Raw genomic sequence first — 22,151 nt, forward strand, 5'->3', positions numbered from 1 at the left:
ACGGAATGGAGGAGCTATCGGGGCTCCTCTTTCTTTTTGGTGGACCCTAAAATTTCATAAAAAAAAGCTTGACTGGATATTTGCAGACAAGCTTCTTATATTTTAGAAAAAACTATTTTTCATCAACAGTAAATCCCAATTCTTGTAACTGTTTCCAAAAGTTTGGGTAGGATTTCTTCACCACTTGTGGATCGTCTATCAAAACATCCTTGCGTAAGATGGCAACCGGAGCAAATGCCATGGCCATTCTATGGTCGTGATAGGTTTCGATCACAATTTTCTTATCCTCCTCTTTTCTCTCTCCATCCCAGGCCAACTCTCCTTCTGCTGGCTCATGAAGCACATATCCCAATTTGCCTAGCTCGGTAATTAAAGCATGAATTCTATCGGTTTCTTTAATCTTTAAAGTCTCTAGTCCTTTAAAGTGAAAAGGAATTCCTTTTAAACAGGAACACACGGCAAAAGTCTGTGCCAAATCGGGCATTTGCAAGAAGTCATGCACGAACTTTTTGCAATCGCTCTCCTTCTTTTCAATAAACATGCCTCGCTTCGAGAATTGTGTTTTCACTCCCAACTTTTCGAACACAGGCACTAAACCCGAGTCACCCTGGAAACTTCTTCTTCTCAATCCATCCAAATACAATTTTCCTTCACTGGCCAAAGCCATAAACGACCACCAATACGATGCGCCTGACCAATCGCCTTCAACCGTATACGGAATTCTTTGGTAAGCTTGTTTGGCAACAAATATCTCCTGTCCTTTAAATTCCGATTTTACACCAAACTCTTCCATAATATTAAGAGTCATTTCGATATACGATCGTGAAACTACATCTCCTTTCAACTTAATGCGTAAACCGTTTTCCAAAGTTGGTGCAATTAGTAAGAGCGCCGATATGTATTGCGAACTGGTATCACCCTTCAATTCTACTTCCTTTCCAGTGATATTTGATCCAAAAATCTTTAGCGGAGGATATCCTTCTTTCTCCAGATAGGAAATTTGAGCTCCCAAAGAATTTAGTGCATCCACCAAAACACCAATAGGGCGTTCTTTCATTCTATCAGATCCTGTCAAAGTCCATTCACCAACAATTTTTGACAAATATGCGGTCAAAAAACGCATGCTTGTCCCTGCATGACCTACATCAAAAGTATTGGTATTCGAGAATAAAATGTTTTGCATCACTCTCGAATCATCACAATCAGATAGATTTTTAATTGGCTCAAAACTATTGCTCAAAGCATTAATTATCTGCACTCGATTCGAAATACTTTTCGATGATGGAAGTACAACTCTTCCTTCCAGAACTTTATTAGGTTTAGAAATGGAATATTGCATGATCTATTGATTTTGTAGTTATACCGATTATTAATTAGTAAAATTCATTTGATTGCTGCGCTCTAATGAATAACTAATTATATATCGGCATTTCAATTAAATATTTCTCTATTTCGCAAATTGCTCACAGAGAAATTTAAATGGTTACACAAAAATAGGCCAACAATTATGAATGATTGTTGGCCGACATATCATTAAAAGTAAAACTCTTTAAAAATGAAATAAAGAATCTACTTCGAAACTCGTATTCAATTTGTCGCGACCTTTTAAAAAGTCAAGCTCTACAAGGAAATTTACAAAAGCCTTGCTCACACCACATTTTGCAAGTAGGTTGATAGAAGCTGCTGCTGTACCTCCTGTTGCCAACAAATCGTCATGCAACAAAACAACATCATCTTCAGTTAAAGCATCCTGATGGATGTGAATTTCATCCTCGCCATACTCTAAAGTATATTTTTCAGAGTATGTTGCAGCAGGCAATTTGCCTGGTTTACGAATCGGCACAAATCCAGCATTTAATTTGTAAGCCAACACTGTTCCCAAAATAAAACCGCGACTCTCTAATCCTACTACCTTGGTAATTCCTTTGTCTTTATATTGCTCATATAATGTTTCTACCAATGTTGCCACATGTTTTTCATCTTTCAACATTGTAGTAATATCTTTAAAAACGATTCCTTCCTTTGGGAAGTCAATCACATCTCTGATTGAATTTTTTGCTTCTTGAAGTCTTGCTTCCATTATCATTTTATTTTTCCAGGTGTAAAAAACACAAATCCGAGTTGGCTAAAAGGCGCAACAATTCGGAAGAAGTGGAACATTCACCCCCTCATCACTTATATTATTCAAAATATTTACTTGATAAAGTGTGGGATAATTCCGGGTAAAAATAGAAAAGTCCGTTTAAATAAACATTATAAATTGCAAAAATCGCACAATCTTTTTACAGATATTTAAATAAAGACTATCAACAACATTGAGGAAGATATTTTCGATTAGTTATTGTCGAATATATCCATTAGTTTTTACCTTTGGTGTGGAATTTTACACACAAAACATGACAATCAACAATCAAAATCGAGCAAGCTGGATTAAACTAGCCTACTATTTATTAATATTCCTTTTTTTAGCTTCAATTATTCTTCTGTTGTATTTAAATATCAACAAACCATATCAGGTAATTGGAATAATCGGTGCGTTTGTTATTTCGGCAATTGCCTTTTCATTTCATTTAAATTTTAATTTCATCATATATAAGGAAGGTGATGATAAAATCATTCTTCGATACTATCCTCTTCATCCCTTTCATGATAATTTTAAATCCATTGAGATTCCTAAAAATTGCTTTGCCAAGTACGACTTGGAGACAAAAACTTTTGGACTTAAGCCAATTGTTACACTATATCAATTAACCGACAAAGGAATTGCAAAGTACCCATCGGTTTGTTTGTCTGCACTTTCCAAATCTGAAAGAAAGAAATTAATAGATTCTCTATCTCGAAATAGTCTGAAAAAGTAATTCAGGGCATACTATATTACTTTATTCATCGTTAGCCATACCATATAACAAATAAACTTCAGAATGAAATTTAAAACACTAGTAGCATTTTTGCTATGCACACTATCTTTAAATACTCTTGCGCAAAACAACGATTTACGCCTTAATATAGGAATTCCTTTAGGCAAGTATGGCAAATTCGATCACAACTTTGCAGGATCTGATGAAACCAACTATCCTTCAATTTTAATACAACTTGAAAAAGGATGGCAGGACAACTTGAGCATAGGTGCGTATGTTGGTTATGCTGGACAGAAACATGAATACGATTTTGGCCACAGCGAAATAAATTACAATTATTACCGATTAGGAAGTGTACTTACTTATAAATTGAATGATTGGCTATCAGGCATGAATATCTCCACTGGTTATGATGTTGATTTGTACACTTCAGTTAAAGCTGGTTTTTCTTTGGAGCATAAGAAATATGAGAACACAAGACCCAATGCAAGTTCAGATGCAGTATATTCAGACAATACCTCAAACGATTTGTTGTTTGATTTAGGAGTTGTACTTGGCGCACGTTATCATTTTTCAAATCAATTTGGATTATTTACAGAATTAGGCTGGGCTAATGCCGGATTTTTAACCATCGGAACAACATTTACTTTATAAATATTTTGTAAATTCATATCCAGATTATTACAATCCTATTAATAAGGTATGGATAGAATTTACAAAATTGCTTTAAGCTTTATAAATGGCTTTGGACCCGTAAATATTAAAAAGTCTATTGCCTATACTGGCAGCATTGAAGCTTTTTTTACAGAGAAGAAACAAAACCTTCTGAAAATTCCAGGAATTGGTCAGGCATTTATTCAAAAGTTAGACCGAAAAGCATCTCTTCTTCAGGCCGAAGAGGAGATTAAATTCATTGAGAAAAATGAAATTCAAATTGCATTTTATCTCGAAGACAACTACCCGAAAAGACTACTTAGCTGTTCCGATTCTCCTTGCACACTATATTATAAAGGTACTGCTGATTTCAATGCCAGCAGAAACATCAGCATAGTTGGCACAAGAAATGCCAGCGATTATGGGAAAGAGCAATGCTCTAAACTAGTTAAGGATCTATCGGAAAAATCAATAAAAACCACAATAATTAGCGGACTGGCTTACGGCATAGATATTTGTGCACACAAGGCTGCCATGCAATATCAACTTCCAACCATAGCTGCTATTGGTCATGGCTTTCAGCAAATGTACCCAGCTCAACACAGAAACTATGCCGAGGAAATCATCCATAAAGGTGGAGCAATTGTTAGTGAATTCACCTCAAACAGCAAGTTCGATCCAAAAAACTTTGTCCGACGCAACAGAATAATTGCTGGCATGTCGGACGCAACCATAGTAATAGAATCTGCACGAAAGGGCGGCTCATTGGTAACTGCTGATATTGCTAACTCATACAATAGAGATGTATTTGCTTTTCCAGGAAGAATCAGCGATAAATATTCCGAAGGATGTAATTTCCTAATCAAAACCAACCAAGCTCACTTAATAGAAAACATCTCAGACTTGGAGTATATCTTAGGTTGGGACGATCAAACTAAAAAAACAAAGGAGATTCAAACCAGACTCTTTGTAGAACTTACCAAGGAGGAGGAAAAAATAATCTCGACACTTCGAGATTTAGAAAAAACACCTATTGATTTAATTTGTTTGAAAAGTTCATTTCCGATGAGCAAGGTGTCAAGTTTGCTCTTAAAACTAGAATTTGATGGCATGGTGAAGTCACATCCTGGAAAAATCTACTCCTTAAATTCATGAAAATTGTCAATTTTTATGCTTTCATGTTGTAGAACAGAAATTAAGCCTTTTTATCTAATTGATTCATTGTATATTACAATTTCCGAAAACGTTATAAAAAAAATCAGCTTTTAATTTGTGATTATGAAAATTTGTCTACATTTGACACCAAGAACTAATAATTAAAACACAACAAACAATTTTAATTTCATAACAAGTTTGGATATGGAAGCAAAAATAATTGAATTCATGGATAGCCTTAAGGCTAAAACTCCAGGTGAAGCTGAGTTCCATCAGGCAGTACAAGAAGTAGTAGAAACAGTTTGGGAAACTTATGATTCTAACCCAAAGTACAAGGCAGCTAAGATTCTTGAAAAAATGTGTGAGCCTGAGCGCGTAATCATGTTCCGCGTACCATGGATCAACGATAACGGTGAAGTTGAAATCAACCGTGGATACCGCGTTGAATTCAATAGTGCAATTGGACCTTACAAAGGTGGTTTACGTTTCCACCCTTCTGTAACGTTAAGTGCATTAAAATTCTTAGGTTTCGAGCAAACTTTCAAGAATTCATTAACTACTCTACCTATGGGTGGTGGTAAAGGTGGTTCTGACTTCAACGCAAAAGGAAGATCAGACAACGAAATTATGCGCTTCTGCCAAAGTTTCATGACTGAGCTTTGCAAGCACATTGGTCCTAACACTGACGTACCTGCAGGTGATATAGGTGTTGGTGGTCGTGAGATCGGATACCTATTCGGACAGTACAAGAGAATCCGTAACGAGTTTACCGGAGTATTAACTGGTAAGCCACTTGAGTTTGGTGGATCTTTGATTCGTCCAGAAGCTACTGGTTTCGGTTCTGTTTACTTCGCACAACACATGTTGGCTGAGAATGGTGAAACTTTAGAAGGTAAAACTGTTGCTCTTTCAGGTTTCGGTAACGTAACTTGGGGTGCTGCTCTTAAATTAACTGAGCTAGGTGCTAAAGTTGTTACTATTTCAGGTCCTGACGGATATGTATATGACAAAGAAGGTTTGAATGCTGAGAAGATTGAATATCTATTGGATCTTCGTGCTACAAACAACGACATCGTTTCTCCTTATGCTGAAAAATTCGGTGCTGAATTCTTCGCTGGTAAGAAGCCTTGGGAGTGTAAAGTTGATTTGGCTTTCCCATGTGCTATCCAAAACGAGTTGAACGAAGACGATGCTAAGCAATTAGTTGCTAACGGATGTAAGTACGTAGTAGAAACTTCAAATATGGGTTGTACTGCTGAAGCAATGATTTACTTGGTTGAAAATGCAATTTTCGCTCCTGGAAAAGCTGCTAATGCTGGTGGTGTTGCAGTTTCAGGTTTAGAAATGTCTCAAAACTCATTACGTTTCAACTGGTCTGCTGAAGAAGTTGACGAGAAGTTGGGTCGTATCATGAAGGACATTCACGAAACTTGTGTGAAGTTCGGTAAGAACGGTGAAAACATCAACTACGTTAAAGGTGCTAACATTGGTGGCTTCGTAAAAGTTGCTGAAGCTATGCTAGCTCAAGGATGCGTTTAATATGAATTACGCCTAATATATAAAAAAGCCGGCTTTGCCGGCTTTTTTTGTACTGATTTCTGTTCAAATTCCTTTTGTATTCCTGTTGCGATTCAATAAGTTTGCACAAAAAGTAAAAATATGAATCTAATCGATACTCATTCGCATATTTACTCCGAAGATTTTAATGATGACATTAATCAAATCATTGAAAATTCAAAGGAGGCAGGAGTTGAAAAAATCCTTTTACCCAATATCGATTCTCAATCAATTGATCAAATGCATTCTTTGGAAAGGATGTTTCCAGGCTACTGTATTCCGATGATGGGATTACATCCTACTTCTGTAAAGGAGAATTTTCAGGATGAATTAAATATTTGCAAAAATTGGTTAAACTCAAGAAAATATTGTGCAATTGGTGAAATTGGAATTGATTTGTACTGGGATAAAACATTCGTAAAAGAGCAACAAATTGTTTTCGATACTCAAATTAATTGGGCATTAAAATTCAATCTGCCAATAGTGATCCATTCCAGAGAATCTTTCGATGAAATATTTGAAATATTGGAAAATTACACCAATTCTAACTTAAGAGGAGTATTTCATAGTTTTTCAGGAAATCTTGAGCAAGCAAATAAAGCAATTGAATTGGGTTTCTTACTTGGTATAAATGGGATTGTAACTTTTAAAAATTCGGGATTAGATAAAACCATTGCTGAAGTACCCCTAGAAAAGTTAATGCTGGAAACAGATGCACCTTATCTGGCTCCTGTTCCCAAAAGAGGAAAACGCAACGAAAGCTCATACGTAAGGTACACCGCACAAAAAATTGCAGAAATTTATCAAACCAAAATAGAAAAAGTGGCAGAAATCACGAGCTACAATGCAAGAAATTTGTTCAAATTATAACACCTCTCTCAATGGACAAAAAACAAACTTCTATTCTAATATTATATACCGGAGGTACAATCGGTATGGTAAACGATCCGGAAACAGGATCGTTAATTCCTTTTGATTTTGATCACATCGTAAAACAAGTTCCAGAATTAAAGGAATTCGGTTATGAACTTACTTCCATCGCTTTTGATCCATTAATCGATTCTTCAAATTTAAATCCTGATGTTTGGGTGAAAATTGCTGAACTGATTAAGGAAAATTATAACAATTACGATGGATTTGTTGTACTTCACGGAACAGACACAATGTCCTTTACTGCATCTGCATTAAGCTTTATGCTTGATAATTTGCAAAAACCGGTAATATTAACTGGATCCCAATTACCAATTGGCACCTTAAGAACCGATGGAAAAGAAAACCTAATAACAGCTATTGAGATAGCGGCAGCTTATAAAAATGGTCAAGCAATGGTGCCAGAGGTTTGTATTGTATTCGAAAATCAATTGTTCAGGGGAAACAGAACTACAAAGCACAATGCAGAACATTTTAATGCATTCTATTCATACAATTATCCTGATTTGGCAAAAATAGGTATCAATATCAATTACAATTATTCAGCTATTCATTATCCAAGTCATCCAAAACAACTCGAAATTAGCACAGAGTTTGATACCAATATCGCCATTTTAAAAATCTTCCCTGGAATCAACAAACAAGTGGTCGATTCCATATTAAATATTGAAGGTTTGAAAGGAGTGGTAATGGAAACATATGGTGCAGGTAATGCGCCAACCGACAAATGGTTTATCGACTCTATTAAAGAGGCAATCAATCGAGGGATTGTTATATACAACATTACCCAATGTGCCGCAGGAAGTGTTGAAATGGGGCTATATGAAACAAGTTTAGAGCTACTTAAGGCAGGTGTAGTGAGCGGGCATGACATTACTACAGAGGCTGCAATTAGCAAACTAATGTTTATCTTGGGTAAAAAGCTAGACATGCCACAAACCAAATTGCTTTTAAATAAATCTCTAAAGGGCGAATTAAGCCAATAGAATATTTGTTTTTCACATTTTTTTTGTAATTTGGTGCACTGTTTAAAGCTTTCTATATTACATAAATACAAAATCACAGGTAGTTGAAAGCATTATAAACAGAATAGTTTTAAAGAATAATACACAAACAACTAAGGAATTAGTTGTTTAAAAGATCGCAATCGTTTAATTTTGTAAAAAATAATTTCGTTAATTAAAATTTGAAAAACAGACTATGAAAAAGTTATTTGCATTTATAGCAGTTATCGGGATGCTAAGCTTAGGAGCATCATCTTACGCAGTTGCTCAGGATGAGACAGCAGAAACTACCGTAGATACAACTCAGGTTGCAGAGGAAACTACAGTTGAAGAGCCTGCAGCTAAAGTTATGGAAGAAGAAGCTATCGAAAGCACATCTTTCCACAAAGTTGTTAAGAAGCAATTCATCCAAGGTGGTGCAATGTTTATGAGCTTCGTATTGCTAGCTCTTATCTTAGGTCTTGCTTTGTCTATTGAAAGAATCATTTACTTGAACCTTTCAACTACAAACACTAAGAAATTAATTGCTAACCTTGAAGATGCATTAAACAACGGTGGTGTTGAAGCTGCTAAAGAAGTTTGTAGAAATACTCGTGGTCCTATCGCTAGCATTTTCTACCAAGGTCTTGACCGTATCGACGAAGGTATTGAAGTAGTAGAAAAATCAGTTGTTTCTTATGGATCAGTTCAAATGGGTCTATTGGAAAAAGGTCTTTCTTGGATTGGTTTGATGATCGGTTTGGCACCTATGTTAGGATTTATGGGTACTGTAATCGGTATGATTGATGCTTTCGACTCAATTCAGTCTATGGGTACTATTTCTCCAGCAGCTGTAGCAGGTGGTATTAAAATCGCTTTGATTACAACTGTATCTGGTTTGATCGTAGCAATGATCCTTCAAGTATTCTACAACTACTGTACTGCTAAAGTTGACAGTATTGTAAACAACATGGAAGATGCTTCAATCTCTCTTCTTGATATCCTTGTAAAATACAACATGAAAAAATAATTATAGACTATGTCAAATACATTGAGTAAATATTTAAATATTCTTACCTATGTAATGATTGGTCTAACAGCTATTTTTGTGATCATGTTTTACTTAGGTGGAGAAATCCCAAACCAAGCACACACAACTCCAGTTTACACTGATCTTTTGATCAACTGGGCTAAAGTATTGTTTTTTGCATCTGCTGCATTATCAATTCTATTCCCAATCATTCAGATCGTTGTTAACCCTAAAGGAGCTCTTAAAGGTTTGATGGGATTAGTAGTACTTGGATTAGTAGTCCTTGTATCATACAGCATGTCAGACGCTACTTTGTTAGACCTTCCAGGTTATACAGGTACTGACAACAACCCTGCTTCACTTCAATTTGCTGATACAGTACTTTACACTATGTATATCCTAGGTATAGGAACTGTAGCATCAATTGTAGTTACTGAAATTATTAGAAGATTACGTTAAGAATATGATCCGAGTTTACGGATTCGGATCGCAATACCTTTATTATGGCAAGAAAAACACCAGAGATTAACTCAAGTTCGATGGCCGATATTGCATTCTTGTTGCTGATTTTCTTCTTGGTTTCGACTACTATGGATGTGGATACTGGTATCTATAAAAAATTACCTCCTATTCCAGAAGATCAAACTAATGATGAAGAAGTTAAGGTGAAAAAACGTAATGTTTTAGCGATATTGGTAAACCGTAACGATGAGTTGTTGGTGAATGGTGAACTTTTGGATATCTCGCAGTTGCGTGAGAAAACCAAAGAGTTTATCCTGAATCCAAACAACAGTGAAGACCTTCCTGAAAAACAAGTTAAAACAATTCCATATTTTGGAGATGTTATGGTTTCGAAAGGATTGGTTTCATTGCAGAACGACCGCGGTACGAGTTACGAAATGTATATTAGAGTACAGGATGAGCTTGCAATTGCTGCTCGTGAATTAAAAGACGAAAAAGCAATGTCTAAATGGGGAAAAGTATACAGTGAATTGGATGATGAACAACAAGAAGCTGTAAAAAAATATGTCCCTATGGCAATATCCGAGGCTGAACCTAAAAACGTAGGAGGGAAAAGATAATGTCAAAATTTAGAAAAGAAGGAGGCAAAGAACTTCCAGAAATTTCAACAGCGTCACTTCCTGATATTGTATTTATGCTTCTATTCTTTTTCATGGTATCAACTACCATGCGTGATGTAGAATTGAACGTAAGCTATGTACAGCCACAAGCTAAGGAATTGACAAAGCTTGAGAAAAAGGACTTGGTAAGCAACATCCATGTGGGTGTTCCTTTAAGAAAGTATCAAAAGACTTTTGGTACCGAATCAAGAATCCAACTAAACGATCAGTTTGCAACTGTTGATGATATTCAATCTTTCATTGCATCAGAAAGAGAAGCAAGAAAAGAAGAATTACGTAACAAGTTGACAACCTCTCTAAAAGTTGACAGATACACAAAAATGGGTATCATTGTTGACATTAAACAAGAGTTAAGAAAAGCAAGTGCTTTGAAGCTGAACTATTCAGCTCTTCAAGGTGCTGATGAAAAATAAAATTTTTCGCGCTTAAAATATAAAAGGAGTCCATTAGGACTCCTTTTTTTATGAAATTAATTTCATAAAAAAAGCTTGGAAATACATCCAAGCTTATTGTGACCCGTACAGGATTCAAACCTGTGACCTTCAGAACCGGAATCTGATGTTCTATTCAGCTAAACTAACGGGCCAATGTGTGCACAAATTTAAAAAATTATTTTGTTCTCCTTTCCTACTCTAACATTCAATCTATAATTGATTTTCATCAACTCTTCTAAAGCTCTATTAACCAATTTTTAATAATAACATCAGTTCACTCAAAAACAGCTCTTTTATTTCTAAACTTTTACTAATTTTGCGGACTGAATACATTGAAATAACCATATTTTATCAAAATATTACAATGGAGTACACATTTAAAGAAATAGAACAAAAATGGCAGAAATACTGGAGCGACAATAAAACCTACAAGGTTAATGTCGATGCAGACAAGCCAAAATTTTACGTGCTTGATATGTTCCCATACCCATCTGGAGCTGGATTACATGTTGGTCACCCACTAGGTTACATTGCGTCTGATATCTATTCTCGTTATAAAACCCTCAAAGGTTTTAATGTACTCCACCCAATGGGATACGATGCTTACGGATTACCTGCAGAACAATATGCAATTCAAACAGGCCAACACCCAGCAATTACCACTGAGCAAAACATTACACGTTATAGAGAACAATTGGACAAAATTGGATTCTCTTTCGATTGGGACAGAGAAGTTCGCACTTGTGATCCTGAATATTACAAATGGACACAATGGGCATTCATTCAAATGTTCAACCACTATTTCGATAACGAAACAGAAAAAGCTCAACCAATTTCAGCTTTGGTAGAAAAATTCGAGGCTGAAGGAAATGCAAATGTTAATGCTGCTTGTTCTGAAACTGAAACATTCACAGCGGAAGAATGGAAATCTTTATCAAATACAGCACAACAAGAAATTCTTTTGAATTATCGTTTGGCTTACCTTGCAGATACCATGGTAAACTGGTGTCCTGAATTGGGAACGGTTTTAGCCAATGATGAAGTAAAAGATGGTTTATCTGAACGTGGAGGACATCCTGTCGTGCAAAAGAAAATGCGTCAGTGGTCACTTCGTGTGTCGGCATACGCTAAAAGATTATTGGATGGCCTTGACAATTTGGAATGGACTGATTCTTTGAAGGAAATTCAAAAGAACTGGATTGGACGTTCCGTTGGTGCAGAGGTAAATTTTGGAGTGAAAGGTTCTGATATCAAAATGGAAATCTTTACCACTCGTCCTGATACTATTTTTGGAGTTACTTTTATGGTTTTGGCTCCTGAAAGTGAATTAGTCGATTCTTTAACTACTCCAGAATGTAAAGAAAAGATTGATGCATATATTGAAGCTACCAAGAAAAGAACAGAAAGAGAACGTTTGGCTGATGTTAAGACTGTAAGCGGAGAATTTACAGGAGCATATGCAATCCACCCATTTACAGGTGAAGAAATTCCAATTTGGGTAAGTGATTACGTTTTGGCTGGATATGGAACAGGTGCAATTATGGCCGTTCCGGCACATGATAGTCGAGATTATGCTTTCGCTAAAAAATTCGACTTACCGATTATTCAAGTTGTTTCTGGCGGTGACATTTCTGAGGAATCATATGATGCTAAAGAGGGCCAATCAATGAACTCTGATTTCCTGAACGGATTAGATGTTAAGGATGCAATTGTTAGAGCAAATGAAGAAGTTGAAGTAAGAGGCTTAGGTAAGAAAAAAATCAACTATAGATTGAGAGATGCAATTTTCTCTCGTCAGAGATATTGGGGAGAACCATTCCCAGTGTATTTCAAAGAAAACATGCCATACATGATGGAGTTGGATCAGTTACCTTTGGAATTGCCTGAGATTGACAAATACTTGCCAACCGAAAACGGTGAACCACCATTGGGACGTGCAAAAGATTGGACAACAGCAGATGGTCACCCAATAGAATTGAACACTATGCCAGGTTTTGCAGGATCATCAGCGTATTACTTGCGTTATATGGATCCTCGCAACAACAATGCATTGGTTTCTAAAGAAGCTAATGAATACTGGCAAGATGTTGACTTGTACATTGGTGGTACCGAGCATGCAACTGGTCACTTGATTTATTCTCGTTTCTGGAACAAATTCTTATTCGATATTAACGAAGTTTGCAAGGATGAGCCTTTCAAGAAATTGATTAACCAAGGGATGATCCAAGGTCGTTCAAACTTTGTTTACAGAGTAAAAAATACCAACAAGTTCGTTTCTTATGGACTGAGAAAAGAGTACGACACTACCGCTATTCACGTAGACGTAAACATCGTGAAGAATGATGTATTGGATACAGAAGCTTTTAAGGCATGGAGACCTGAATTTAATAATGCAGAATTCATTCTTGAAGATAACAAATACGTTTGTGGTTGGGCTGTTGAAAAAATGTCGAAGTCGATGTTCAACGTCGTGAATCCAGATGTGATTGTAGAAGAATATGGTGCTGATACGCTTCGTCTGTACGAAATGTTCCTTGGACCATTGGAAGCTCACAAACCATGGGATACTAATGGTATTGATGGAGTTCATAAATTCTTAAAGAAACTTTGGAGATTATTCTACAATGGAGAAAACTTTGAAGTTTCTGAGGTAGAACCGACAAAAGATGAATTGAAAGTTCTTCATAAAACCATTAAGAAAATTCAGGATGATATTGAGAGATTTTCTTTCAATACATCAATTTCTGCTTTCATGATTTGTGTGAACGAATTAAGTAGCTTAAAGTGTAACAATAAGGCAATATTAGAAGATTTATTAAGACTTCTAGCTCCATTTGCCCCGCACATCTCTGAAGAATTATGGAACAAGTGTGGTAATAACGAAAGTATAACCAAAGCAAGTTTCCCTGAATTCAACGAAAGTTTTATTGTTGAAGATACTCACTCATACCCAGTATCATTTAATGGTAAGATGAGATTTAAGTTAGAGTTATCATTAAATCTGAGCAAGGATGAGATTGAACAGGAAGTTCTGAATTGCGAACAATCTCAAAAATGGATAGATGGTAAAACACCTAAAAAGGTAATTATTGTTCCTAAAAAGATAATCAACATAGTAGTTTAAAGTAGAAAACAATAAGCAAAATTTATAATCAGGCTTCGTTTTTCAAATAAACGGAGCCTTTTTCTTCACATTGAATTATTTTTAAATTAGAATGAAATTCTCTATTAATGAATTAAAATCATATGCTATTATTACACTTGGGTTGTGTGTTTATAGCTTTGGATGGACTGCATTTTTGATTCCTTCAGAAATTGTAGCAGGTGGTGCTGGTGGTATTGGAACCCTTATTTATTACGCTTCAGGAGAAACTATTCCTGTTGGGTACTCTTATCTTGTAATCAATGTATTTTTGATTTTAATTGCTCTACGAGTACTAGGTAGTAAGTTCGGGATAAAAACAATATTTGGGATTGTTGTAGGTTCCATTTTATTAACACTACAACAAAGAATTTTTTCAGAACCTTTAGTGGATGACAAATTTATGGCAACTATTATTGGTGGTATTTTAGGCGGAGCAGGTATTGGAATCACTTTTACACAGGGAGGAAGTACAGGAGGAACTGACATTATCGCCATGATGATTAACAAATATTACAATATAAGTCCTGGCAGAATTATTCTCTATCTGGATATTTTTATCATCGCATCTTCTTATTTTCTTTTTAAAGATATCTCAACCATTGTATATGGATACGTTGTAATGGGAGTTGCAGCCTATGCTATTGATATGGTTATATCCGGAGCAAAACAATCTGCTCAATTATTCATCATATCGCCTTATCATGAAGAAATTGCACAGAGAATTGGCACAGAAACCGGGAGAGGAATTTCTATGATACACAGCACAGGTTGGTATTCAAAAGAAGAAAGCAGAATGTTAATGATTGTAGTTCGTAAACATGAAACACAACGTATTTTCAAATTAATTAAAGAAATCGACTCGGAAGCTTTTATTTCAATGGCTTCAGTAATGGGAGTTTATGGCTTAGGCTTTGAAGAAATTAGAGCTTAAAACTATTATACAATGAGCAAACAGAAATCAAACTTATCAGAAAATATTCGTTCTTACCTAATTATTACAATTGGTTTATTTATTGGTGCTATTGCATGGACTGGTTTTATAATTCCTGCAGGAATTGTAGGTTCAGGTGTAAGTGGAATTGCAACCATGATTTATTTCGTAAGTGGAATAAAAGTGGGTTACAGTGTATTTTTAATCAATACAGTTTTCCTACTTGTGTCCTTACGTATACTTGGCTTCTCCTTTGGAATTAAAACACTATATGGCATTACGGTCATTTCTTTTTTCCTTTGGTTATTTCAATCCATTATTACTGAACCTTTGGTTTCAGATCGATTTATGTGCTCAATTATAGGTGGTATCATGGCTGGTGCAGGTGCAGGAATGATCCTTTCCAGAGGTGGAAGTACCGGTGGGACTGACATTCTTGCCATGATAATCAACAAGTACAAGAATTATAGTCCAGGACAACTTTTGCTTACAATTGATGTGGTAATAATCTCTTCATCGTATTTTTTAGAAAACTCCATTGAACAGGTGGTATACGGATTTGTAACAATGGGCGTAAGTGCTTATGTAGTAGATATGATTATTGAAGGAAGTAAGCAGTCTGTTCAAATTATAATTTTTACACAAAAACCTGAATTAATTCGAAAAGAAGTAATTCATAATTTAGATCAAGGACTTACAGTAATAAATGCTACAGGAGGTTACAGTAACCAAGATGTAAAAATTCTTATGGTATTGGCAAAAAAACGCGATTCGCAGACCATTTTAAAAATGATAAAGCATGTAGATCCTGATGCATTCATATCTATGGGTAGTGTAATGGGTGTTTACGGTCAAGGTTTCGACAAAATCAAATCCTAAAACTTAAAAAAGCTTAAATCATGTAATCTCTGTCCTTTCATGTTGTATGACTATAAAAACAGTTATACCTTTAGGCTCGAATTCAAAATTTCCGAAATGAAAAAGTTCTTCAACTATAAAACTCTCATTATTGCAACGCTTATTTTAATAGGCCTATTACTTTTTAAAAAATTTAAATCAGATGTACCTGAAGAAGTAAAAAGTAATAATCATGAGATGATTGATTCCACGCAATTGGTACCAATCAATATAAAATACGGATTTGCAATTGATGATTTTGATGTTGAAGAAAGCAAGGTTAAGAAAAATCAGAGTTTGTCTACAATATTAAGACAATACGATGTTTCGTATGCAGCAATCGATAAAATTGCAAAAAAAGCCAAAAATGTTTTTAATGTAAGAAGAATAAAATCAGGACAAGAATATTCTGTTTTGTTCTCAAAAGACAGCGTAAGAACTCCAGAGTATTTTGTATACGAAAACACACCAGTAGAGTATATTGTATTTGATTTACGTGATACTTTGCATGTATACAAAGGGGAAAAAGAGATCATTTATAAGCGTAAGCAAATTAAAGGAACCATTGAAAGTTCACTTTGGAATGCCATGGTGGAAGCTCAAGCTGATCCTATTTTATCCATCGAATTATCAGAAATTTACGCCTGGACTATAGATTTCTTTGGTATAGGTAAAGGCGATGAATTCAATATCATTTATGAAGAAGCTTTTGTAGGTGATGAATCAATACATGATATCAAAGTACTAGCTGCCAATTTTATTCATCACAAATCTGATAATTATGCCTTTGCCTTTAAAGAAGGAGAAAAAAATGGCTTTTTTGATGAAGAAGGAAAAAGCTTACAAAAAGCATTCTTAAAAGCTCCTTTGCGTTTTTCAAGAATCAGTTCAAGGTTTTCTAACCGCAGATACCATCCTGTACTAAAAAGATATAGAGCCCATCATGGCGTTGATTATGCAGCTCCAACAGGAACTCCTGTTCACAGTATTGGCGACGGTGTAATTATTAAAAAAGGTTATCAGAAAAATGGTGGCGGAAGATATTTAAAAATCAAACACAACAGTGTATACACCACAACCTATATGCATTTATCCAGATTTGCCAAAGGAATGAATTCAGGGGTTAGGGTAAAACAGGGGCAAACCATCGCATATGTTGGTTCTTCCGGATTATCAACAGGACCACATCTCGATTTTAGAGTTTTCAAAAATGGCAGTCCAATTAATCCATTAAAAATGAAATCTCCTCCTGTAGCTCCTGTTAAGACAGAGAATAGAGCTCAATTTGAAATTCTTAAAAACAAATTGATGAAAGAATTAAATGGTTTAGATAGTATTCCGGAGCCATCAATACCAGATTCTTTAAACAATACTCTGTCTCTCAATAAGTAAAAGACAGTTTAAAAATAATAGAGCAATTACTTCAAAGTAATTGCTCTATTATTTTTGGGAAATGTTCATATTCTAATTTGTGAACTTTATTTGCAACATCCTCAGCAGTATCATTAGGTTCTACCGAACACTTGGCCTGAAACACAATTTCACCTTCATCATATTTCTCACTTACCATATGTATGGTAATTCCTGATTCTGTTTCCTGATTTTCAACCACCGATTCGTGAACATTCATGCCATACATCCCTTTTCCTCCATATTTTGGTAACAAAGCTGGATGAATATTTACGATTCTACCCGGAAATTCCTGCAACAAATTAGCTGGTATCAGCCATAAAAAACCAGCCAATACAATAAAATCAACTTTCTTTTCTTTTAAATAATCCACCACTTTTGATGTATCTTTAAAGTCTGATCTTGAAAAAACTAAAGAAGGAAGTTTTAACTTTTCTGCTCGATTTAGGACAAAAGCATTAGGATTATTTGTGAGAACGCAAGCAATCTCAACATTTGAATTATTTTTAAAATGCATTGCTATATTTTCGACATTAGTGCCTGAACCTGAAGCAAATAAGGCAATTCTTTTCATGATGAATTTGTTGTTTAAATGGTATGCTCAAAGGTATATAAAAGCCATTGGATGTAAAATAATTTCGCTAGAAAAGGAAAAAGAATTACATTTGTCCCCAACTTTGTGAAAAAGATTTGAATTTTTTCAAGTAAATTTATTTCTTTGCACAGTTGAAAATTAATTAGTTTAATATTAATCATTTAAAATTTAAAGTTATGTCTGATATTGCATCTAGAGTAAAAGCTATCATTGTTGATAAGTTGGGTGTAGACGAAACTGAAGTAACTCCAGAAGCTAGCTTCACTAACGATCTAGGAGCTGACTCATTGGATACAGTTGAGCTAATCATGGAATTCGAAAAAGAGTTTAACATCGCTATTCCAGATGATCAAGCAGAAAACATCGGTACAGTAGGTGACGCTGTTTCTTACATCGAAGAAAACGCTAAGTAATTATTAACCAGACCCTTTTTTATGGAATTTAGAAGAGTAGTTGTAACTGGGCTCGGAACAATTAACCCAATTGGTAACAGTGTTGCCGAATATTGGGAGAATTTGGAGAATGGTGTAAGCGGTTCTGGAATGATCACTCATTTCGATGCTTCAAAATTCAAGACTCAGTTCGCTTGCGAAGTTAAAAATTTCGATCCTACAGAGCATTTTGATCGCAAAGAGGTTCGCAAACTGGATTTATATACTCAGTATGCACTTGTAGCTGTTAAAGAAGCTATGGCTGATTGTGGTTTAGATCTTGAATCGGAAGATTTAACAAAAGCCGGAGTAATTTGGGGTTCTGGTATCGGCGGTATTAAAACTTTCTTAGATGAAGTTAAAGGATATGCAAACGGGGATGGAACTCCTCGTTTCTCTCCGTTTTTCATTCCTAAGATGATTTCGGATATTGCTGCCGGCCATATTTCGATGAAGTATGGATTCCAAGGACCAAACTACGGTACAGTTTCTGCATGCGCCTCCTCTTCACACGCAATTATTGATGCGATGAACTACATCCGTCTAGGTAAAGCTGATGTCTTTATCACAGGTGGATCTGAAGCATCAGTAAATGAAGCAGGATTAGGTGGTTTTAATTCAATGCAGGCATTGTCAACTAACAATGAGGAATATCAAACTGCATCTCGTCCTTTCTGTAAATCTCGTGACGGTTTCGTTATGGGTGAAGGAGCAGGCTGTTTAATTCTTGAAGAATACGAACATGCCAAAGCACGAGGAGCTAAAATTTATGCTGAAGTTGTTGGTGGAGGAATGTCCGGTGATGCATATCACCTTACTGCAACTCACCCTGAAGGTAGAGGAGCCATTAACTCAATGAAAATGGCTTTGAATGACGCTGACTTGAAACCAGAAGATATCGACTATATCAATGTTCACGGAACATCAACTCCAGTTGGTGATATTCCTGAAACTAAGGCGGTACAAACTGTTTTCGGCGAGCATGCATATAAATTAAACATTAGTTCTACAAAATCGATGACAGGACACTTGTTAGGTGCTGCAGGATCGGTTGAAGCAATTGCTAGTATCTTAGCAATCAACAACCAAATAGTTCCTCCTACCATAAACCACAAGGAGAAAGATCCAGAAATCGATGAAAGGCTAAACCTTACACTTCACAAAGCTCAGAAGCGCGAAATTAGAGCTGCTTTGAGTAATACTTTTGGTTTTGGCGGACACAATGCATCCGTAATTTTCAAATCATTTAGTGAATAATTTGTGATTAAGTCTATTATTCAATCCATAAAACTTTTTTTCTTTCCAAGGAGGGAGTTTTATGGATTGTTATTTGATTTTCTAGGGTTTTATCCTAACAAACCCGACCTGTATGAATTGGCTTTCATACACAAATCGGCCAGTATCCCTAAGGATGGCTTCAATATGAATAATGAACGTCTGGAATATCTGGGCGATGCAATTCTTGGTGCCGTAATCGCCGATATTCTTTATAAATATTTCCCCAACAAAGACGAAGGTTTTCTTACTCAAATTCGTTCTAAAATTGTTAGCCGCGAATCGCTTAACAAGCTAGCTCTAAAAATTGGCTTGGACAATCATGTAATATCCAATGTAAATATGAATAACAATAAACATATTTATGGAGATGCATTCGAGGCCTTAATTGGTGCAATTTATCTTGACCAAGGATACCTTAAAACCCGTACTTTTATCGAAGATAAGATCTTCAAAAAATATATCAATTTGGAAGAGGTTGTAACTGTAGAAACCAACTTTAAGAGCAAATTGATTGAATGGGCTCAAAAGAACAAAAAAGATGTCTACTTCGACACACAAGAAGACGGTGTTGATAAAACATTACGCTTGCCTTTATTTATTTCTGAAGTTGAAGTTGAAGAGGTTAAAATGGGTAAAGGCATTGGGACTTCTAAGAAAGAAGCTCAGCAAAAAGCAGCCCGCGAAGCTTTAAAGAGAATCAACCAGAAAGAGTTGGCATCCTAATTCTATCTATCTTTTGTATTGTTGATGTTTTTCAGGTTTAAGTTGACCTGACAAGACTTGCTATGTAGAATTGTAAGATTCTTTTGGTGAACTATAGGTACAAAAAAAGGACGGTAACCACAACCGCCCTTTCATCTAACTATTAACCAAAATTTTTAATCAAGGAGATTGTTCCTTATAGATTCGCTCTCCGATAGCAAATATAGTATCAAATTATAAACTTCAAATACCTTTTCAGTAAAAATTTGTTAAAATAACGAATTTTTGCCTTAATTATAATCAGTCCTAATTTAGAAAAGCTTTTTCATTAAAAATTCCTAAAATTCTGATCAATAACAAACTTATACAACTCTTGTGTTAAAGATTGTTAAGTCGTAATTGTAGGATGATGATTTTTTTATCTTTGTATACGTGAAACAAGCATGATTAAAAACACACTACAATAATTGTTTTTATCTTGCAACTTCCTCCCAATAATAATCGGGATGACTAGTGGAAGAAAACAAAAAAAGATGAATCAGAAATACATTTGGTTAGTTACGATTGTTTTATGTATATCATTATTTGGATTAATATTAGTCCAAATTAAATATTACCAATCGGCATCAAAACTTAAAGAAGAACAGTTTTCTTTAACTGTTAGCAAAGCCTTGGATCAGGTAGTTTCTAAGTTAGAGCATGATGAAGAGATGCAAATGATTCTAAAAGGCAATGGCTCTAATCATTCAAACATAGCAGGACATTCCGAACTAGCTTCAGGAAGTTCCACGATTTCTTTCACTATGGATCAAAAACATGATAAGGCCATTTTAAGTATCTCACATGAAAACAAAAATATCAATATAGACGAAGGATCATTAAATGGTGGGTTAACCAAGTTTCAGGAGCAATTTAATAAAGCCTTAGCAAGTAGTGGAAATTATGGAGAATTTGCTAACAAATTAAAGAATGCAAACCTAAAACTTAGTGAACGTGTTGATCTTAAATCGCTACCAACGTTAATTGAGCAGAAGTTAAGAGATAATGGAATCAAATTAAATTTTGAGTATGCGGTAAAAGTGAATGGTATTAAGTTTGAAACCGCTTCAAAAAATTATTTTAGGAATCCTTCTGTGGAGAAATATACCAAACCACTGTTTCCAAACGATTTGTATTTTGCAAGAAAAAACATTTTACATGTTTATTTTCCTGGTCAGCAAAAGCACATGATTCAATATACCATGCTGTTTCCATCTTTCATTCTTACCTTGATTTTGATACTTTGCAGTGCTTTTACAATTTTCATCATCTTCCGCCAGAAGAAATTGTCGAAAATCAAAAATGATTTTATCAACAATATGACTCACGAGTTTAAAACTCCGATTTCAACAATATCATTGGCATCGCAAATGTTGAAAGATAATAGCGTTGAAACCACTCAAAGCTTTATCGATCATATTGCAAAAATCATAAATGATGAAAGTAAACGATTAACTTATCAGGTGGAAAAAGTGCTACAAATGGCAGTTTTTAACGAGGCCAGAATGAAGTTAAAGTTGAAACCTATAAGTGTTCATAAAATAATTCAAAATTTATTACCTAACTTTACTATTAGAGTAGAAGATAGAAATGGTAACATGTATCAAAATCTAGACGCTAGCCAGGATGTAATTATGGCTGACGAAGTTCATGTTAGCAATATTATCTCCAATCTGTTGGATAATGCAATCAAATATTGCAAAGACAATCCAGAAATAAGTATCAGTACGCGAAATAAAGACAAAGGTATTGTTATTTCAATTACTGATAATGGCATTGGAATATCGAAAGAAGATCAAAAAATGGTTTTCGAACGATTTTTCCGTGTTCATACAGGAAATGTGCACAATGTTAAGGGATTTGGCTTAGGTTTATCCTATGTGAAAAAAGTAGTGGATGCACACAATGGTGAAGTAAATGTAGATAGTGTCCTCGAAAAGGGATCAAAATTTGAAGTATATCTTCCTTTAAAAAAATAGA

Annotated in this window: 21 protein-coding genes and 1 tRNA gene; 18 read left to right on the forward strand and 4 right to left on the reverse strand. The window is 35.2% G+C overall.

What is annotated here, in order from left to right; all coding sequences use genetic code 11:
• Positions 1-112: 112 nt before the first annotated feature.
• Both aroA and ACKPCA_RS13095 read right to left on the reverse strand, forming a co-directional pair.
• A complete protein-coding gene (aroA, locus tag ACKPCA_RS13090) occupies positions 113-1,339 on the reverse strand; it encodes a 3-phosphoshikimate 1-carboxyvinyltransferase (protein ID WP_321279484.1) in 1,227 nt (408 codons plus the stop codon).
• A 210-nt stretch (positions 1,340-1,549) separates the two neighbouring features.
• A complete protein-coding gene (locus ACKPCA_RS13095) occupies positions 1,550-2,080 on the reverse strand; it encodes an adenine phosphoribosyltransferase (RefSeq protein WP_321279485.1) in 531 nt (176 codons plus the stop codon).
• A gap of 316 nt (positions 2,081-2,396) precedes the next feature.
• Here ACKPCA_RS13095 and ACKPCA_RS13100 point away from each other — a divergent pair, with 316 nt between their 5' ends.
• The 10 genes from ACKPCA_RS13100 to ACKPCA_RS13145 all read left to right on the forward strand — a co-directional run bounded on the left by ACKPCA_RS13100 (position 2,397) and on the right by ACKPCA_RS13145 (position 10,722).
• Positions 2,397-2,858, forward strand: coding sequence for a hypothetical protein (locus ACKPCA_RS13100; RefSeq protein WP_321279486.1), 462 nt, complete (start codon positions 2,397-2,399; stop codon positions 2,856-2,858).
• 63 nt (positions 2,859-2,921) lie between these two features.
• The gene (locus tag ACKPCA_RS13105) at positions 2,922-3,512 is read left to right on the forward strand and encodes an outer membrane beta-barrel protein (RefSeq protein ID WP_321279487.1); all 591 of its coding nucleotides are present in this window, start codon (positions 2,922-2,924) and stop codon (positions 3,510-3,512) included.
• Positions 3,513-3,560: 48 nt separating this feature from the next.
• Positions 3,561-4,667: a DNA-processing protein DprA gene (gene dprA / locus ACKPCA_RS13110; protein ID WP_321279488.1), complete on the forward strand. Its 1,107-nt coding sequence runs from the start codon at positions 3,561-3,563 to the stop codon at positions 4,665-4,667.
• Positions 4,668-4,871: 204 nt separating this feature from the next.
• On the forward strand, positions 4,872-6,206 hold the full coding sequence (gene gdhA / locus ACKPCA_RS13115) for an NADP-specific glutamate dehydrogenase (protein WP_054719022.1): 1,335 nt from the start codon (positions 4,872-4,874) through the stop codon (positions 6,204-6,206).
• A gap of 120 nt (positions 6,207-6,326) precedes the next feature.
• The gene (locus ACKPCA_RS13120) at positions 6,327-7,094 is read left to right on the forward strand and encodes a TatD family hydrolase (RefSeq protein ID WP_321279489.1); all 768 of its coding nucleotides are present in this window, start codon (positions 6,327-6,329) and stop codon (positions 7,092-7,094) included.
• An 11-nt stretch (positions 7,095-7,105) separates the two neighbouring features.
• Complete coding sequence (locus ACKPCA_RS13125) at positions 7,106-8,140, forward strand: asparaginase (protein WP_321279490.1); 1,035 nt, start codon at positions 7,106-7,108, stop codon at positions 8,138-8,140.
• Between the two features lie 214 nt (positions 8,141-8,354).
• On the forward strand, positions 8,355-9,167 hold the full coding sequence (locus ACKPCA_RS13130) for a MotA/TolQ/ExbB proton channel family protein (protein WP_054718890.1): 813 nt from the start codon (positions 8,355-8,357) through the stop codon (positions 9,165-9,167).
• Positions 9,168-9,176: 9 nt separating this feature from the next.
• Positions 9,177-9,626 (forward strand): hypothetical protein, encoded by a 450-nt coding sequence (locus ACKPCA_RS13135; protein ID WP_054718893.1) that lies wholly within the window; start codon positions 9,177-9,179, stop codon positions 9,624-9,626.
• A 44-nt stretch (positions 9,627-9,670) separates the two neighbouring features.
• Positions 9,671-10,249 (forward strand): ExbD/TolR family protein, encoded by a 579-nt coding sequence (locus tag ACKPCA_RS13140; RefSeq protein WP_054718896.1) that lies wholly within the window; start codon positions 9,671-9,673, stop codon positions 10,247-10,249.
• The gene (locus ACKPCA_RS13145) at positions 10,249-10,722 is read left to right on the forward strand and encodes an ExbD/TolR family protein (protein ID WP_054718899.1); all 474 of its coding nucleotides are present in this window, start codon (positions 10,249-10,251) and stop codon (positions 10,720-10,722) included. Before ACKPCA_RS13140 ends, ACKPCA_RS13145 begins: the two co-directional genes overlap by 1 nt.
• Before the next feature lie 99 nt (positions 10,723-10,821).
• Here the strand turns inward: ACKPCA_RS13145 and ACKPCA_RS13150 are convergent.
• Positions 10,822-10,895: transfer RNA gene (locus tag ACKPCA_RS13150), tRNA-Arg, on the reverse strand.
• Between the two features lie 212 nt (positions 10,896-11,107).
• Between ACKPCA_RS13150 and leuS the strand changes: the two genes are divergently transcribed.
• From leuS to ACKPCA_RS13170, 4 genes are all read left to right on the forward strand, one after another.
• Positions 11,108-13,867, forward strand: coding sequence for a leucine--tRNA ligase (gene leuS, locus ACKPCA_RS13155; RefSeq protein ID WP_321279491.1), 2,760 nt, complete (start codon positions 11,108-11,110; stop codon positions 13,865-13,867).
• Positions 13,868-13,958: 91 nt separating this feature from the next.
• Positions 13,959-14,819: a YitT family protein gene (locus ACKPCA_RS13160; protein ID WP_321279492.1), complete on the forward strand. Its 861-nt coding sequence runs from the start codon at positions 13,959-13,961 to the stop codon at positions 14,817-14,819.
• 12 nt (positions 14,820-14,831) lie between these two features.
• On the forward strand, positions 14,832-15,698 hold the full coding sequence (locus ACKPCA_RS13165) for a YitT family protein (protein WP_321279493.1): 867 nt from the start codon (positions 14,832-14,834) through the stop codon (positions 15,696-15,698).
• 96 nt (positions 15,699-15,794) lie between these two features.
• Complete coding sequence (locus ACKPCA_RS13170) at positions 15,795-17,108, forward strand: M23 family metallopeptidase (RefSeq protein ID WP_321279494.1); 1,314 nt, start codon at positions 15,795-15,797, stop codon at positions 17,106-17,108.
• 31 nt (positions 17,109-17,139) lie between these two features.
• Here ACKPCA_RS13170 and purN read toward each other — a convergent pair whose 3' ends face one another.
• The gene (purN, locus tag ACKPCA_RS13175; RefSeq protein ID WP_321279495.1) at positions 17,140-17,700 is read right to left on the reverse strand and encodes a phosphoribosylglycinamide formyltransferase; all 561 of its coding nucleotides are present in this window, start codon (positions 17,698-17,700) and stop codon (positions 17,140-17,142) included.
• A gap of 197 nt (positions 17,701-17,897) precedes the next feature.
• Here purN and ACKPCA_RS13180 point away from each other — a divergent pair, with 197 nt between their 5' ends.
• The 4 genes from ACKPCA_RS13180 to ACKPCA_RS13195 all read left to right on the forward strand — a co-directional run bounded on the left by ACKPCA_RS13180 (position 17,898) and on the right by ACKPCA_RS13195 (position 22,150).
• A complete protein-coding gene (locus tag ACKPCA_RS13180) occupies positions 17,898-18,134 on the forward strand; it encodes an acyl carrier protein (protein ID WP_054718918.1) in 237 nt (78 codons plus the stop codon).
• A 21-nt stretch (positions 18,135-18,155) separates the two neighbouring features.
• Complete coding sequence (gene fabF / locus ACKPCA_RS13185; protein ID WP_321279496.1) at positions 18,156-19,409, forward strand: beta-ketoacyl-ACP synthase II; 1,254 nt, start codon at positions 18,156-18,158, stop codon at positions 19,407-19,409.
• Between the two features lie 117 nt (positions 19,410-19,526).
• On the forward strand, positions 19,527-20,153 hold the full coding sequence (gene rnc, locus ACKPCA_RS13190; protein WP_245625857.1) for a ribonuclease III: 627 nt from the start codon (positions 19,527-19,529) through the stop codon (positions 20,151-20,153).
• 512 nt (positions 20,154-20,665) lie between these two features.
• The gene (locus tag ACKPCA_RS13195; RefSeq protein WP_321279497.1) at positions 20,666-22,150 is read left to right on the forward strand and encodes a sensor histidine kinase; all 1,485 of its coding nucleotides are present in this window, start codon (positions 20,666-20,668) and stop codon (positions 22,148-22,150) included.
• Position 22,151: the final 1 nt, after the last annotated feature.

Source organism: Marinifilum fragile, assembly GCF_963677365.1.
GTDB classification, from domain to species: domain Bacteria; phylum Bacteroidota; class Bacteroidia; order Bacteroidales; family Marinifilaceae; genus Marinifilum; species Marinifilum fragile.